The sequence below is a fragment of the Streptomyces sp. F001 genome (genome assembly GCF_004187715.1).
Lineage (GTDB): Bacteria > Actinomycetota > Actinomycetes > Streptomycetales > Streptomycetaceae > Streptomyces > Streptomyces flavusporus.
Genome location: NZ_QZWF01000042.1, coordinates 32,803 through 48,290, shown reverse-complemented (window position 1 = coordinate 48,290; position 15,488 = coordinate 32,803). Strand labels below are relative to the sequence as shown.

The following is a 15,488-nucleotide window of genomic DNA, read 5'->3' as shown; positions in this document are numbered from 1 at the left end:
GGCTCGCCAAATGAGATGACGTCTAAAACGCCGCGCAACCTCTTTCCCACTCAAGAGGGTCGTGGCATGCTCACCGCTCGACGCAGATCTGAACGTCGTTCATATCCATGAAAGCAAACATGGGAAGGGCGGACGGGTATGAGAAACGCTCGCACGGGCGCCGCGCAGAACCCGAATGTCAGGGGCATGACCAGACGTGCCCTGCTGGGAAGCGCCGTCGCCGTGGCCGCCGGTGCCGGTACCGCAGCGGCAGCTGACGGGAGTACCGCCTCGGCCGACGTCCCGGTCCTGTGGCGGGAGTTGAGCCGCACTCCCTTCACTCACCCGCAGATCCCGTACATCGGCCGGGCCGGTTGCCACGGCGGGGCGGTGCGCTTCCCCCGCCGTCCCGTCGTCGCCGACGTACGCGACTTCGGCGCCGTGGCGGACGGCACGACCGACTCCGCCCCCGCGATCAACCGTGCCATCGCAGCTGCCGGCACGGGCGGCGGTGGCACGGTCATCATTCCGCCGGGCACGTTCCGCATCGACGACGTGATCCGGATAGGCAGCTCGAACGTGATCCTCAGGGGGGCGGGCAGCGGCCGTACGACGCTGTACGCGACGAAGAACCTCACCGAACTGATCGGCGTGTACGGCTCCCGTTACGGTGGTGACAAGTCGTCCTGGTCGTGGGCGGGCGGTCTGATCTGGCTGGCCCCGGAGGCCCGTTGGGACTCTCTCGTCGCCGCGATCAGGGCGAAGGCGTGGCCCTTCGAGGGCTGGACGGGCAACGGGCGCGACGAGTGGCGGACGCTCACGGCGGTCGCCCCGGCGCGGCAGGGTTCCTGGACGGTGACGGTCACTGACGCGTCGTCGCTGCGCCCCGGCGCCCTGGTCCTGCTCCGGCTCGCCGACGACGCGGACCACACCCTCCTTGAGCACATGTGCGGTGGCGGACCGGGACCGGAGGCCTATTTCTGGGACGACAAGACGAAACTGACGTCGTACGTCCCGTACGAATGGCCCGTCCGCATCGCCCGGGTCCGTGGCCGGCGCGTCACCCTCGAACGCCCGCTCCCGCTCGACGTGCGCCCGGAGTGGAACCCGCAACTGACCACTCACGTACCGGCGTTGACAGACTCAGGGGTCGAGGGCCTGACCCTCGAGGCGGCGGAGGTGCCCCAGCAGCCGCACCTGCTCGACAAGGGCTACAACGGCGTCGTCCTGCAGTGTGCCTACGACTGCTGGGTGGACGACGTGACGGTCCGCCATGTCGACAACGGCTTCGGGCTCGTAGCCGCCTCCGCGTGCACCTTGCGCCGGACGCGGGTCGCCGGCCGCGGCTCCCATCATCCCTACTTCTGCCGCGAGGGCTCGCACGACAACCTCATCGAGGACTTCACGATCGAGGAGCGCACCAGCCCCGCACCGTCGAACACCCAACTGCACGGCATCAATGTCGAGGGACTGTCGTCGTACAACGTCTGGTCGCACGGTGACATGCGGATGGGCACCTTCGACAGCCACCGCGGCCTGCCCTTCGCCAATGTCCGCACCGGCATCACGGTGAACAACAACGGCCGCCACGGTGGTGACGCGAGCGCCGGTCCGTTGTTCGGCGCCCGCTTCACGCATTGGAACATCCGCGTCACCAACGGCCGAGCGGGCCTGGTGAAGATCGACGCGCTGGCGCCGTACTCCGCCACCGTCGGCGTCAACGAGGTCACGGAGTTCGACCAGATCGACGTTCCCGATTTCACGGGCGAGCTGCATACGCGTCTGGAGCTGTACGGCAGCGCGCATGCAGTCCGGCCGCCGAACCTGTACGAGGCCCAGCGGCGGCTCGTCCGCGGGACCACTGACATGAACGGAGTGGATGTATGAGCGCACGATCTCGCCTCTGCATCCTCTTGGCAGCCCTCGTCGCCTTCACCACGGGAGCCTCGGCGCCGGTGGCGGCACAGTCACCGCCCCGCGTCCCGCACACCGCCGTCATGGACGGCGCCCGTCTGCAGCAGACCAAGGTCCGCCTGGATCACGGCGACCCGCAACTCCGCCGAGCCGTCAGGGCGTTGACGGTCCGCGCCGACAGATGGCTGGACCAGGGCCCCTGGACGGTCGTCGACAAGCCCAGGCCCGCTCCCGGCGGCGACATCCACGACTACCTCAGCCAGGCCCCGTACTGGTGGCCCTCCCAGCCCCCGACCTCCGACAACCCGTGGGGCTGCCCGTACGTGCAGCGCGACGGCGAGCGCAACCCCGAGGTCGACACCGGCACCGACCGCCAGGACGTCGAGAGGACCTTCGACTCCGCCTACGACCTCTCCCTCGCCTGGTACTACACCGGCGACAAGCGGTACGCCGAGAAGGCCGGGCAGGTGCTGCGGACCTGGTTCCTCGATCCGGCCACGAGGATGAACCCGAACCTGAACCACGCGCAGTTCATCCCCTGCAAGTACGACGGCCGCGCCATCGGCATCATCGACTTCTCGCAGTCGTACACCAGCGTCCTCGACGCGCTCGCCCTTCTGGCCACCGGCGCTCCGGGGTGGACCGCGACCGACCGCGTCGGCATGACCAAGTGGAACGCCGAATTCCTCGACTGGCTCAAGAACAGCGACTTCGGCAAGCAGGAGGCCGCCGCCACCAACAACCACGGCACCTTCTACGACATGCAGCTCGCCGGCCTGGCCTACGCAACCGGCGACAAGGATCTGGCCCGCCGGACGGTCCTGGACGCCCGGAGCAAGCGCATCGCGCCGCAGATCGCGGCTGACGGCAGCCAGCCCCAGGAGCTGACCCGGACCCGGAGTTGGCACTACTCGACGTTCGACCTGGTGGCTTACACCCGCCTCGCGGCCATCGGCCGGCATGTCGGGGTGAATCTGTGGGCGTACCAAGGTCCGGACGGGCAGAGCCTGTTCAAGGCTGTGGACTACCTGTTGCCCGCCGCGACGGGAGCCGCCGCCTGGCCGCATCCGGAGCTCGAATTCCACCGGTACGCGGCAACCGACGTCGTGCACGCGGCCGCCGATGCGGGAGACAAGCGAGCGCAGAAGGCCGTTCCGTTGCTGCAGGAGCCGCCCGGCGGCGACCTGTGGGCCCTGCGTCCAGCGGCAGAGCAGCTGGACTCCATCGCGGGCTGACCGGCACCTGTCCTGCTCCGAGGGCATCCATGCGCCGGCGGTCAGACCGTCGACAGGTCGATCGCCCGGTCGACGTCCTGCGGCTGCAGCACGCGCAGGATGCCCTCCAGCAGGTAGTAGTCGGCGTACGGGAGGGAGATCTCGATGCCGTCCTCGGCCGGGCGGTTGCGGGTGCAGCGGGCCACGACCGCGTCCGCGCGGGCCGAGTTCTTCGTCAGACAGGTCTCCGACAGTGCGGTGAGCAGGCGTAGCGCCACCTCGCGATAGGTGTTCCTGCCGGTGGCCGCGGACAGATCGAGAAGACCGCACGCCATGATCGCGCCGGCCGACGCGTCCTTGATGTCGTGGGGCTGCTGCGGAGCACGGTAGTCCCACACCGGAACGTGGTCCGGGCGCAGCGCGCCCACCGCGAAGTCCGCGAGTCTGCGCGCGGTGGCCAGGAACTCCGCGTTCCCGGTCCGCCGGTACATCGTGGTGAATCCGTACAGTCCCCACGCCTGTCCACGCGACCAGCACGACGTGGGACTGTAACCCTGCACGGTGTTCGGGCCGATGGGTGCGCCGCTGTCCGGGTCGAAGTCGTACACGTGCGGGGTCGATCCGTCCGGGCGCGGGAACAGCCGCTGCGTGGTCTTGGCGTGCTCCACGGCGATGTCCAGATACTTGGCGTCGCCGGTCTGTCGGCTCGCGAACGCCAGCAGGTCGAGATTCATCATCGTGTCGATGATGACCCGGCCCGCGTTCTTCGGGTCGGTCAGTGCGCCCCACGCCCGGATGAAGTGCCCGCGTGGGTTGTACCGCTGGATCAGGGAGTCGGCCGCCCGTATGGCGCCCGTCCGCCATGCGCTGTCGCCCGTCAGCCGCCAGGCGGTGACCCACGACGGGTAGAAGAGGAATCCGAGGTCGTGCGTGCCGGTGTCGTACTGCCGAGGGGCCAGCTTCTCCGCCGACGCCAGGGCCCCCGTACGGAAGGCCTCGTCCTTGCTGTAGAGCCACGCCATCCACAGCGTTCCCGGCCAGAACCCGCCGACCCAGTCGCCGTTCTGCGAGTAGGTCCACTTCTCGAACTTCGTCCCGACGGGGAAGGCAGTCACGCCCGGCGCGACGGTGCGGACCTTCTCGACCGCGTAGTCGGCCGCCGCGCGGAGCGTGCGCAGTGTGGGTGCCGGTGTCCGGGCCTCGGCCGCGCCCGCGGCTGGTGTCGAGGAAACGCATACCGCTGCGGCGCCGGCCGCCGTAGCCAGGACAGTACGCCGGGAAACAGTCATGCCCGTCCCTCCAACTGGTCGGTCCGAGAAAGGAGTTGACCGAGCGTTGCACAACAGACCCGACGATGTACACCCATGTGAGCATTGTTCATCAACGTGAACAGCAGGCCGGGCGCCCCGGTGGGACGCCCGGCCGGAGATCTCGGTCAGCGGGAGCAGGTGGTGACGCCCGGACGCCAGGGACAGGCGATCCCGGCGAAGCCGCCGTTGTCGACGACGTCGACGCTGAGGGAGTCGCCGCCGCGCAGTACCTGCCGGTCCTGGACCAGCCCGTCGGCGCCGTCCCGGATCGTCTCGACCAGCCATCGCCCGGAGCCGATGGTCAGCGGCACCTCCGCCGTGCGGGCGGTGCCGGCGTACACGCCACCCAGGAACCAGCGGTCGCCGCCGCGCCGGGCGAGCACGGCTTCCTGGCCGGGTCGGCCGGCGAGCAGCCGGGTGTCGTCCCAGGCCGCGGGAACCTGGTCGAAGTAGTCCCGGGCGAGCAGCCGGGCGTCGTACGACTCGGGGGTGCCGGCGAACATCTGCAGGCCCGACTCGTAGGCGACGGTGAGCCCGACCTCGGCCGCGTCGGAGTTGGGACGCAGTCCGACGCGCTGGAAGGCGCCGGGGGTGAAGTCCATGGAGCCGATGACGTTGCGGGTGAAGGGCAGGGTGGTGAGGTGGGCGGCGGTGTTGGTCCGCTTCTCCTCCCCGGCGACGCCCTCCAGGGTCATGACCTGGGGCCAGGTGCGCTGGATGCCCTTGGGGACGGTCGAGCCGTGGAAGTTGACCATGAGGTGGTGGGCGGCCGTCTCCTGGAGGATGGTGTCGTACCACTGGAGCATGGACTGCGCCTCGGAGTCCATGAAGTCGATCTTGACTCCCTTGACGCCCCACCGCTCAAGGGTGGGCAGCCACTGGGCGCGTTCCTCGGGTGTGTCGAGGTCACGCTGGTGGATCCAGACGATGATTCCGACGCCCTTGGCGCGCGCGTACTCGACGAGTTCCGGCATCCAGCTGTTGGTCTGCCAGTTCGGGTCGGTGGTGTCCCACTCGTCGGTCTTGAAGTACCAGCCCGCGTCGACGGCCTCGTAGGGCCAGTGCCGTTCGGCCGCGTAGTCGACGTACGCCTTCTGCGCCGCGAGGCTCTGTCCGGCTTCCCTGCCGCCCGCGAGCCAGGTCCACAACACGGTGCCGGGCCGGATCCAGGAGGTGTCGGCGACCTTCGAGGCGGGGGCGAGGTCGTCGGTGAAGGTGGACCGGGTGACGGTGGCGAGGTCGCCGGTGACCATGGCCCGCCAGGGGGTGGCGAGGGGGCCGTCGGTGGGGACCGTGGTGTCGGCGAGCTTGATGCGGTAGGTGCCGGTGCCCTGATCGTGAGCGAGCCGGGCGCCGGAGTAGGTGCCGGTGAGGTCGGACTCGGCGAGCAGGGTGTACCCGCCGCCGGTGGCGAACAGTGCCTGGTCCGAGTACTCGCCGGTGGGTGCTGTCGCGGCCGTGTACTGGGCGAACCGGCCCTCGTTGTCGGCCCGGTAGGTGGACAGCCACGCGCTCGCGTCCGGCGGCAGGTTGAAGGCGGAGGTCTCACCGAGTACGTCGCCGTACTTGGCGGGCAGGACGTAGCGGTAGGCGATGCCGTCGGCGGAGGCGCGGACCACGAGGTCGAGCCTGGCTCCGGCGGCCGTCGCGAAGGACAGACGGGTTTCGTTCATGAGGACCCGTCGTTCCAGTCGTTTGCCGGACTTGCTCCTGTACCGCTCGTCGACCAGCCGGTCCTTGCGGTGCAGGAAGCGCAAGTCCTGGGAGAGATCGGCCTGTTGGGTGACGATGCCGACCGGCGACGGTTCGATGACCGTCCGGCCGCCGCGGGACACCGACAGGCTCAGCCTGCCGGTGGTGTCGTCCAGGGACACCCGTGCGCGCGGTTCGTGCGCCGCGGCGGCACGCTCGGGGCCGGACACGGCCCAGACCTGTACGCGGGAGCCGGCGTCCTGGTCGGCGCGCGCGGGCACGGTGATGAAGAGTGTGGCCGCCAACCCGGCGCAGAGCGCGGCGACCGCGGTCCTGATCGGAACCGCCATGAGAACCCTCCCGGGGGTGGGGTGTTGAGGTGGGGTGCGGGGGACGTAACAGGGTCTGTACGGGGGCTGTTCGGGCCGTACGGCCGTGCGGGCCCGCTGCCGTGGCGGCGGGCCGGAACCACGGGGTGTGCCACGTGCGACGGTCGTTACGGCAGGCCCCAGGCCGGGCCCGGTTCGCTGACGGCGACGGGGCCGATGACGAGGTCGGGCCGGGAACCGGAGTGGACGAGTACCTCGCGGCCCCGGGGCAGGTCGATGGCGAGGGCGCCGTCGCCCAGGTCCTGGGTGCGGGCCGGGGTGCCGTCGTCCAGCAGTACGGTGAGAGTTCCGCTGAGACCGTGGCGGAGCTTGAGCGGCTCGCCCGCCAGGCTCCTGATCCGGATGAACCGGGTGGCACCCGCCGTGCGGACGGCGCTGACCAGGAAGGCACCCTGGGTCCGGAAGTCGTGCAGGGTGACGTCCGCCCAGGCGGACGGGACGGCCGGGAAGACGCGGATCATGCCGCCCCAGCTCTGGCAGAACATGTCGTGCAGGGACTGCGAGGCGGACAGCGGCGTCTCGATGACCGGACCGGCCTCCGTGTAGTGCGTGTTGGCCTGGCACGGGTAGCGGGTGCTGGTGTCGAAAAACTTCCGCAGGTATGTGATCGCGGTGTCGCCGTCACCGGTCATCGCGTACATCGAGGCGGCTCCGGTGTAGCTGTAGCCCCGGTGGGCGCCGGTCAGCGCGTGCCAGTGAGCCACCGACTTCGCGATCAGGTCGCGGCTTTCGGGCTGGTCCCAGTTGACGAGGTACAGCGGGTACACCATCAGCAGGTGCGAGTAGTGCCGGTGGGACTGGGCGTACGCGGTGCCGGCGCCGATCATGAAGCCGTTGTCGTCGACCGGGTACGGCGTGAGCTTGGCCAGCACCTCCTGCCAGCGTGGGGTCAACTCGTCGTCGATGCCGAGCAGTTCGGCGGACTCGATGAGTGTCTGGCAGCCCCAGCGGATCAGGGCCAGGTCGTAGTTGGTGTCCTGCGGCGGCACGACCGGGTATTCGGGCGAGAGCGTGCTGGGCAGGTGGAGCTTGCCGTCGCTGCCCGGGGTGAGGAAGTGCAGGTAGTAGTTGATCGCCCGGCGCAGCACCGGGAAGATCGTGTCGCGCAGCAGAGCCTTGTCCATGGAGTGCCGGTAGGACAGCCACACGTTGTGCAGCGCCCAGGTGAGGTCGCCGGTCTCGGCGCCGGTGCCCGGCTCCCCCACTGCGCGGTTGGCGAACATGTCGGAGCTGCGGCCGACGCCGGAGCTGTCCACGCGGTAGGCGGCGGGGACGTTGGCGATGAGCTGTTCCTGGTTCTGCCGCAGCGTGGTGGCGAGCGCATCCAGTTCCAGGTGGTTGGAGCCGTGGATGAGCCAGTACTCCAGCTGGACGTTGAGGTTCCACCAGACCGCGGGCCAGGGTGTGGGCTCCAGCCACGGCCCGCAGGTGGCCATGACGGGGCCGCCCGCGCGGCTGGCGGAGGCGACCTTGTAGAGCTGGATCCAGTGGAAGCTCTGCAGCCGCTGGTCGGGGAACGAGACGAAGCTCTTTCGGTAAAACGTGTGCCACCAGCGGGTGTGGCGTCGTCTCAGGGCGCTGTACGACGTCGCGCGGCGCAGGTTGCGCAGTGAGTCCGCCTCGGCGGCGGTGTCGGAGGGGTGGCTGTGTCCGACGCTGAGCAGCAGTTCCGCACCAGTGCGGCGGTAGGCGGTGGCCGTCTGGCCGCCGCCGGTGAGAGGCTGCAGCACCTGCTCGGTGCCGTCGGCGGTGGTCCTGGTGGTCCAAGGCGGGTTGCCGGTGTAGCCGGAGGGCGGGGCCTCGCTGATCCGGCGGGGACTGATGGCCTCCGCGGGGTGGAACGTCCAGGTGGCCTGTTCACCGCCGTCGGCCGTCACACGGACGGCTAAGACCTCGTCGTGGATGAGGCCGGAGAGGGTGAGCGTGCCGGCTGTGGTGGTGACGGTGCCGGTGAGTTCGGCGTTCCACAGGCTCAGCCGCCAGTCGACGGCGGTGATGGTGCCGACGGGTTCGAGTGTGAGATGCCCGACCGGCAGGCGGCAGGTGCCCCAGCCACTTCCGAACTCGGGCCGGTGATCCTGGACGCGGCCGTGCTGGACGGTGAAGCGGATCTGGTTGGCGCCCGGCTCCTGGTAGACCATGCTCCCCAGCAGCCCGTCGCCGAGGAACGGACCCTCGTACCAGCGGGAGGGCAGCCTGGTCCACAGCAGGTCCTGACCACGCAGGAACGCGTCCCAGGCGCCGTCGGTGGACATCGTGTCACGCAGTCTCCAGGGGCGTCTGTCGCCCCCGGCCACGGAACCGGCGCCGCCGAACTGCGCCGGTTCTGCGCGCTGTCCGGCGTGGGCCGTCCCGGGCAGGGCCGCTGCTGCCGCGCCGCCCAGCGCGGTGCCGAGTACGGCTCTGCGGGGCACCGGCGAGCGGTTTCCCGGCTGTGAGGTCATCTTCGTCCTCCAGACGAATCCTCGAAACATCGGGTGTATCGGTGAACGTAGGCATGGTTCGTGTACCTGTCAATGAGCTCGGCAGCACCTAGAAGCTGGGCTCCTATACGCCACTAATGGGCCGATGGGAACTTCATGCCACGTCAGAGAGCCACACCCAAGTCTTGACTCCTCCGATGTATCGGTGTTGTCTGCACCTCGGTAGGACATGCGAGCAACGGCAGCCCGGGCGGTCGGGATTCGAGGATCACTGTTGCCGCCCCTGACTTGGGCCGTGGCCCGTAGCCGGACGACTGGGGCGGGCCGGCATGCACGGCGCGCGAGATGGCTGTTCGTGCGGGTGGCTCTCCGCCGAGCCAGGGGGGCGGGGGTGATGGACGGTCCTGCTCCACAGGTGGGTGGTGCCGTCGAGGGTGGTCGGCTCCCTGTCGTACCACCAGCATGTGCGGGCTCGTGGTCGGCTGGTGAGTCATGCGTCGATGCGGCCGAGGTTGATCGCGGCACCGGTGAGCTGGTGCTGAAGACTGGTCTTGGCCAAGCCTCGGTAGCGGGATGCACGTAGTCCATGGGCAAGTACTGCTTGTGAGATCGTGCCCTCGACCCCGGCGCGGATCTTGTAGCGCTGTTTCCACTCGTCGGTTTGCTGGAGAGGGCGGGCCTCGTGAAGGGCCTGGTGCTCCTCGCGGAGCCGCAGAGTGATCTCTCTGCGGCGGGCCTCGGGTGAGTTGATGCACTCGCCGCGGCCATGCGGTCGCCTTGGAAGGCGGACTCGAAGACCAGGTCGTCCATCCGCAGGTCGCCGGCGGCCAGATCGAGAAGGGTGAGGTTCTCCCCGAGGGGGGTCTCGAGCAGCGCGACGCGTGTGCCGCGGACCCGGCGGCGCCACAGCGGGACCAGCTGCCGATGGACCGTGTGAGCTTCGGTCCTGATCCGGCTGTAGGCGGCCTTGTCGAGGCGTTCGCCGGCGAACAGCGGCGATGAAGGAGACTCGCTTCTAAGCGACCGTGAGTACGATCTTGCCCTGGATGTGCCCTCCGGCGGCGCGTTCGTGCGCTGCTCGGGCATCCGCGAGCGCGAACGTGCTGTCGATCGCGACGCGGACCGTGCCCGCCTCGAGCAGGCGTCCCAGTTCAGCGAGCTGCGCGCCGTTCGAGCGGACCTGGGCGCTCGAGACCGTGACGCCCAGCTTCGCGGTCTCTTCTTCGTCGAAGTCCCCGGGAAACACGGGGAACTGGGAGCCGCCGCGCTTGAGCGTGCGCAGGAAGCGGCTGCTGTCGGGGCCGCCGACGGTGTCGAGAACGAGGTCGACGTCGTGCACGAGGTCCTCGGGACGGCTCTTGGTGTAGTCGATGAACCGGTCGGCGCCGAGTTCGCGCAGGAACGATTCATGCACGCCCGATGCCACCGCGATGACCTGTGCGCCCTTCCACTTCGCCAGCTGCAGCGCGAAGTGCCCCACGCCGCCCGCGGCGCCGTTGACGAGCACCGTCGTGTCGGCGTCGAGTGCCGTCGGGCGATGCCGTGCCTCCTGGAAGGGCGAGGGGTGATCGTGTCCGAGCTCGATCAGGAACTGCCACGCGGTGAGCCCGGCCATGGGCGCCCCGGCGGCGTGCACGTGGTCGATGCCGGCCGGCTTGCGTGCGAGGTCCGACGCGGGCGCGACCACGTACTCGGCGTATGCGCTGCCGTCGAAGCTGGGGAAACGCAGAAGCCCGAAGACTTCATCACCTACGGCGAGGCCGTCCACGTCCGCGGCCACAGCCTCGACAACGCCCGACACATCCGTCCCCGGGATCACCGGCAGGCTGACCGTCGAATCCGAGCCGGGCATCTGGGTCAGCCCACCGCGCAGGTACCAGTCCGGAGGATTGACGCCGACCGCGTGCACGCGAACGAGCACCTCGCCCGGCCCCGGCTCGGGAATCGGCACCTCGTCGTAACGCAGAACTTCAGGACCGCCGTGCTCATGGAGCCGGACCGCCCTCATCGTGTGTGTCGGCATCGTTTTCTCCTGCCCGCGCCGCGGGATACGCTTATCCGGATCAGCGATCCACATAAATGGACCACTGATCCGAATATATGGACCACTGATCCGGATAGTCAAGAGGGACAGATGCGGGCCGACGCCAGGAAGAACCGCGACCACCTGCTCGCAGTAGCGGGCACCGCCATCACCGAGCAAGGCGTCGACGTGTCACTGCGCGACATCGCGCGCAGGGCCGATGTCGGGCTCGCGACGCTGCTGCGGCACTTCCCGACGCGCGAGGCGCTGCTCGATGCCCTGCTCCGCACGAGCTTCGACGAACTGACGGCAAAGGCAGGCGAGCTCGAGACGTCGAACTCGCCCGAAGACGCTCTCGTTTCGTGGCTACGCGACTGCGTCGCGTGGACAACCGAGTACCGGGGCGTGACCGTGCTGATGGCAGCCGCCATCGAGGACACCGAATCCGCACTCCACGCTTCGTGCGTCACCCTGCGCACAGCCGGTGCGCGGCTCCTCACCCGCGCCCAGGCCGCGGGCATGGCGCGCAGCGACATCGACGGTGCCGATTTGTTCGCGCTGGTAGCCATGCTCGCTTGGCTCGGCGATCAACCCTCGCTCGCGCCACGCGCCGATCGCCTCTTCGAGGTTGTCGCCGGCGCGATTCTGACGAGCGCAGGGAGCAGCCACACCAAGGGGGAACGCCGCCTCCAGACCCGTAGCTGACATGGCCACACGCTGACCAGCGGACTCGACCGCGCGCTCGGCAAGGAGGGGTTCGACGCCGGGTTCGCCAAGCCGACCGAGGACCGCGGCAACGAGTCGCGCCGCTCCCGGGAGCACTCCGCGACCGCCGTGCAGCGGCCGACGAAGGCGGCGGCGCGCAACCAGCACCATCACGGCACCGGGCGGCCGCCGAGCCGTCTCGGCAGCGGTCATGATGTCGGTGGAGGACACGGCGGTCACCTGTGCCGACAACCTCATCGAGGACGCCTCCGCCTGGGCCGCCCTGCTCCCGGGCGACGCGGGAACGCAGTGGGGCCTCGACGAAGTGCAGGCCCTGCTGGAGGTCTTCAAGAACTGCTCGCTGCGCATCGACGGGCTGGAGGCTCGCCTCCGTTATTGATTCAGCGCTGTCCGAGTTCGCTGAAGTCGTCGCAGACGGATCATGCTGCAGGCCAGTTCGAGCAGGCCCTGGTGGAGATCGGCGCGTCGTTGGTAGCGGATGCGGAGTCGTTTGAACTGATGCACTCAGGCGAAGGCGCGTTCGACCGTCCAGCGCACTTTGCCCAGTCCGGAACCGTGGGCGACGCCGCGTCGGGCGATCATGGGCTTGATGCCCCGTTTCCACAGCAGGCGGCGGTACTTGTCGAAATCGTAGGCGCGGTCGGCGTACAGCCGCCGGAGCCTGCGGCAGGGGCGTCCTCGCAGGCCCCGTATCGGTGGAATCACACCGGCGAGAGCCGTCCGGTCGGGGACACGCAACCGTCCCGGATGGCAGCGGCGCCGCTCGGGAGCAGGTGGCAGCAGCGGAGTAACCCGCTCCCACAGATCGTCCGGAACAAGATCAGCACGCCCCCCTGACACCCTGTCGACCAAGATCGCCATGCATAAGACCCACAGCCCAACTCATTCTGAAGCGATCAGCAAAGTGCATACAGCCCGCCACTCCGGCTGCCGCGGCCCTGTCTGGGGGCGCGAGCGTGACGGAGCCCGCACGACTCTGCGTGAGCAGTATGCACAGTTCAGGTGAATGCCATCTGCTGATCGCTCTGGTCGCGAACGCTCCCTTCGTCGCCCCCCACGACACAGACGTCCCACAGAAAGACCTGCCACCATGGCCTTCCCCTCCCTCGACAGACGGAGATTCCTGGCACTGACCGGCGGCACCCTCGGCGCCGCGATGGCCAATCAGCTGATCGGGACCTCAACCGAAGCCCGCGCCGCGGAACTTGACCCGGCGCCCTTCACCCTCGGCGTCGCCTCGGGCGAACCGGACCACGAGAGCGTCGTGTTGTGGACCCGGCTGTGTACCGACCCCTTCGACGTGGAGACCGGCGGCATGCCGGCCCAGTCGGTATCCGTGCGTTGGGAGCTGGCCCGCGACGAGGACTTCCGGCACGTCCTGCGCTCCGGCGAGGTCACGGCCACGCCCGAGTCCGCGCACACCGTCCACGTGACCGCCGAAGGTCTCGACGCCGACCGCTGGTACTGGTACCGCTTCCAGGCCGACGGCGTGTACAGCCGTACCGGCCGCACCCGCACCCTGCCCGCGCCGGGCACGGCCGCCGACCGGATGCGCTTCGCCTTCGTCTCCTGCCAGGCCTGGGCGGGCGGTCCGTATCCCGCCTACCGCGACCTGGCCACGCAGGACGTCGACTTCGTCGTCCACCTCGGCGACTACATCTACGAGACCAGCAAGGGCTCCGTGGAGGAGTTCCGGCGGCTGTACGCCCTCTACAAGACCTCCCCGGACCTGCGGGAAGTCCATGCCCGGTTCCCGTTCTTCCTCACCTGGGACGACCACGAGGTCCAGAACAACTACGCCGCCGACGTCCCCGGCGGCGCGGGCGACGGCCGGCCGTTCCTGGAGCGGCGCGCCAACGCCTACCAGGCGTACTACGAGCACCTGCCCATGCGTCCCGCGCAGCGTGCCGTCGGCTCGGACGCCCTGATGTCCCGGGGGGTGAAGTTCGGAAGGCTCGCGCAGTTCAACGTGCGCGACACCCGCCAGTACCGCAGCGACCAGGCGCTCGGCGACGGCCGTAAGGAGCCGACCGGCGAGGTCTACGACGAGTCCCGCACCATGACCGGCCCCGAGCAGGAGCGCTGGCTGCTCGACCAGCTCGATGCGTCCACGGCCCGGTGGAACGTCATCGCCCAGCAGACGATCATGGCGGCCTTCGATTACGACCTCGGTCCGGGCCAGGTCGTCAACCTCGACCAGTGGGACGGCTACCCGGCCGCCCGCTCGCGCATCCTGGACCACATCGCCAAGCGCAAGCCGTCCAACCCCGTTGTCCTCAGCGGCGACTGGCACACCCACTGGGTCAACGACCTCAAGACCGATTTCACCGACCCCGACTCGCCGGTGGTCGCCACCGAGTTCGTCGGTACGTCGATCTCCTCCGGGGCGGGCTGGGACAACGATGTCCGCCAGGGGCTGGCGGCGAACCCGCACGTCAAGTTCTACAACGGCAGTTACCGCGGCTACGTCCTGTGCGAGGTCACCGAGGACCGGTGGCGCAGCGACCTGCGGATCGTGCTGAACTCCCGGGACGCCGCGTCCCCGGCGTACACCATCGCCTCCTTCGACGTGCACGACGGCGTCCCCGGCGCCAAGCGGCGCCCGGACGGGGCCGACGGGGTCATCGGCCGGGTGCTCGACCGCTCCACCGGCGCGCCGCTGGTCAATGTCGAGGTCACCGTCACGGGCCCGGACGGCACCCCGGTCGCTCGGACCACGACCGCCCCCTCGGGCGAGTACGTCGCCTTCGCCCCCGCGGGTACCTACCAGGTCAGCGCGAACGGCGCCGGTTACGAGCCGTCGAGCGGCACGGTGACGGTACGCAGGCAGGGCTCCTCCCGGGTCGACCTGCGCGTGAGCCGGGTGACGGCGTCGTTCGCCAGGACCGGCCGTACGGTCCCGGGCCCGCAGTCCGAGGCCACCACGTCCGACATCGTGCTCGGCAACGACATGGTCGCCCTGGCGATCTCGGCCGGCTCAAACGACGGCCAGCTGCCGAACGTGACCGTCGGCAAGCCCCGCGACCTGGCCGCCGTCGGCCACCTCGACCAACTGGACTGGCTCAACCTGCCGTACGCCTCGCTCGCCCAGCCGCGTGGCGGCAACGCCTGGCAGCAGCTGACCGTACGGACCACCACGGTGGACATCGTCACCGCCTCCGGCCGCACGGCCGCCGTGCGCGCGGTCGGCGCCGGTACGCAGGTGCCCGACCTGGAGGTCGTGACGACGTACACCGTCACCCACGGCGAGCGGTGGGTCGTCGCGGAGAGCGTCTTCACCAACCGCGGTACGGCAGAGCAGTCCTTCTGGGTCGGGGACGTGATCGACCACGACGGCCTGGGCCAGCGCTCCGGCGTCCCCGGTACCGGCATCGTCACCGCCGGATCCCCAGCCGACTTCACCCCGACCGCGCCGTGGATCGGCATGACCGGCCTCGACGGCCAGACCTACGGCCTCGTCTACGAGGACACGAAGTTCACCGCATACGCCTGCGGAATCTGGACCATGAGCCAGCGCAAGGTCACTCTGCCGCCCGGCAGGGCCTTCACCCTGCGCCGGCGCATCGTCGCGGCCGACAACGGAGGTGACGCAGACCCCTTCGCGGTGCTCGACCGGCTGTGAACCACGGGGCCGGCCGGACGACCGGTCGGCCCCCATGGCATCACAGGCCTTCGTGGCCTCGGCGGATCGTTCAGGGCAGCAGCCCGGCTCTGGGTGCGGCGGTGAGGGGGCCTCGATCCGGTTGCGTGCGCCGAGTTTTCGCACCATCCCGGAGATCACCCGAAAGTACGTGTGCCTGAGCGCCCTACTTGGCCAC

At 69.5% G+C, this 15,488-nt stretch carries 10 protein-coding genes and 2 pseudogenes; 6 read left to right on the top strand and 6 right to left on the bottom strand.

The window, feature by feature from the left end:
• The first annotated feature begins 186 nt into the window (after positions 1-186).
• Together StrepF001_RS41060 and StrepF001_RS41055 are read left to right on the top strand one after the other, a co-directional pair.
• Positions 187-1,866, top strand: coding sequence for a glycosyl hydrolase family 28-related protein (locus tag StrepF001_RS41060; RefSeq protein ID WP_129803172.1), 1,680 nt, complete (start codon positions 187-189; stop codon positions 1,864-1,866).
• Positions 1,863-3,128, top strand: a complete 1,266-nt coding sequence (locus StrepF001_RS41055) for an alginate lyase family protein (RefSeq protein WP_129803171.1) — start codon at positions 1,863-1,865, stop codon at positions 3,126-3,128. The genes StrepF001_RS41060 and StrepF001_RS41055 overlap by 4 nt, the downstream gene beginning before the upstream one ends.
• A 41-nt stretch (positions 3,129-3,169) precedes the next feature.
• Here StrepF001_RS41055 and StrepF001_RS41050 read toward each other — a convergent pair whose 3' ends face one another.
• From StrepF001_RS41050 to StrepF001_RS41030, 4 genes and pseudogenes are all read right to left on the bottom strand, one after another.
• On the bottom strand, positions 3,170-4,396 hold the full coding sequence (locus StrepF001_RS41050) for a glycoside hydrolase family 88 protein (protein ID WP_129803170.1): 1,227 nt from the start codon (positions 4,394-4,396) through the stop codon (positions 3,170-3,172).
• A 146-nt stretch (positions 4,397-4,542) separates the two neighbouring features.
• Complete coding sequence (locus StrepF001_RS41045; protein ID WP_206307116.1) at positions 4,543-6,459, bottom strand: glycoside hydrolase family 97 protein; 1,917 nt, start codon at positions 6,457-6,459, stop codon at positions 4,543-4,545.
• 146 nt (positions 6,460-6,605) lie between these two features.
• The gene (locus StrepF001_RS41035) at positions 6,606-8,942 is read right to left on the bottom strand and encodes a Tat pathway signal sequence domain protein (RefSeq protein WP_129803168.1); all 2,337 of its coding nucleotides are present in this window, start codon (positions 8,940-8,942) and stop codon (positions 6,606-6,608) included.
• A 472-nt stretch (positions 8,943-9,414) separates the two neighbouring features.
• A pseudogene (locus tag StrepF001_RS41030) lies at positions 9,415-9,693 on the bottom strand (transposase); the annotation flags it as partial.
• A 5-nt stretch (positions 9,694-9,698) separates the two neighbouring features.
• Here StrepF001_RS41030 and StrepF001_RS46035 point away from each other — a divergent pair.
• On the top strand, positions 9,699-9,923 hold the full coding sequence (locus StrepF001_RS46035; protein ID WP_165396537.1) for a hypothetical protein: 225 nt from the start codon (positions 9,699-9,701) through the stop codon (positions 9,921-9,923).
• Positions 9,924-9,936: 13 nt separating this feature from the next.
• Here StrepF001_RS46035 and StrepF001_RS41025 read toward each other — a convergent pair whose 3' ends face one another.
• Positions 9,937-10,944 (bottom strand): NADP-dependent oxidoreductase, encoded by a 1,008-nt coding sequence (locus StrepF001_RS41025; RefSeq protein WP_206307119.1) that lies wholly within the window; start codon positions 10,942-10,944, stop codon positions 9,937-9,939.
• A gap of 111 nt (positions 10,945-11,055) precedes the next feature.
• On the opposite strand from StrepF001_RS41025, the gene StrepF001_RS41020 reads away from it, so the two are divergent.
• Positions 11,056-11,649 carry a TetR/AcrR family transcriptional regulator gene (locus StrepF001_RS41020; protein WP_129803167.1) on the top strand — a complete coding sequence of 198 codons (594 nt, stop codon included), beginning with the start codon at positions 11,056-11,058 and terminating at the stop codon, positions 11,647-11,649.
• 211 nt (positions 11,650-11,860) lie between these two features.
• Positions 11,861-12,049 (top strand): hypothetical protein, encoded by a 189-nt coding sequence (locus StrepF001_RS41015; RefSeq protein ID WP_129803166.1) that lies wholly within the window; start codon positions 11,861-11,863, stop codon positions 12,047-12,049.
• Here StrepF001_RS41015 and StrepF001_RS41010 read toward each other — a convergent pair.
• A pseudogene (locus StrepF001_RS41010) lies at positions 12,043-12,531 on the bottom strand (transposase). The gene StrepF001_RS41015 and the pseudogene StrepF001_RS41010 sit on opposite strands and share 7 nt — an antisense overlap.
• 229 nt (positions 12,532-12,760) lie before the next feature.
• Between StrepF001_RS41010 and StrepF001_RS41005 the strand changes: the two are divergent.
• A complete protein-coding gene (locus StrepF001_RS41005; RefSeq protein WP_165396541.1) occupies positions 12,761-15,292 on the top strand; it encodes an alkaline phosphatase D family protein in 2,532 nt (843 codons plus the stop codon).
• The last annotated feature ends 196 nt before the right edge of the window (positions 15,293-15,488 follow it).

Bases quoted from the DNA above. Each gene is read 5' to 3' on its own strand.
- StrepF001_RS41060 (WP_129803172.1), top strand. From the start codon at position 187: ATGACCAGACGTGCCCTGCTGGGAAGCGCCGTCGCCGTGGCCGCCGGT.
- StrepF001_RS41055 (WP_129803171.1), top strand. From the start codon at position 1,863: ATGAGCGCACGATCTCGCCTCTGCATCCTCTTGGCAGCCCTCGTCGCC.
- StrepF001_RS41050 (WP_129803170.1), bottom strand. From the start codon at position 4,396: ATGACTGTTTCCCGGCGTACTGTCCTGGCTACGGCGGCCGGCGCCGCA.
- StrepF001_RS41045 (WP_206307116.1), bottom strand. From the start codon at position 6,459: ATGGCGGTTCCGATCAGGACCGCGGTCGCCGCGCTCTGCGCCGGGTTG.
- StrepF001_RS41035 (WP_129803168.1), bottom strand. From the start codon at position 8,942: ATGACCTCACAGCCGGGAAACCGCTCGCCGGTGCCCCGCAGAGCCGTA.
- StrepF001_RS41025 (WP_206307119.1), bottom strand. From the start codon at position 10,944: ATGCCGACACACACGATGAGGGCGGTCCGGCTCCATGAGCACGGCGGT.
- StrepF001_RS41020 (WP_129803167.1), top strand. From the start codon at position 11,056: ATGCGGGCCGACGCCAGGAAGAACCGCGACCACCTGCTCGCAGTAGCG.
- StrepF001_RS41015 (WP_129803166.1), top strand. From the start codon at position 11,861: ATGATGTCGGTGGAGGACACGGCGGTCACCTGTGCCGACAACCTCATC.
- StrepF001_RS41005 (WP_165396541.1), top strand. From the start codon at position 12,761: ATGGCCTTCCCCTCCCTCGACAGACGGAGATTCCTGGCACTGACCGGC.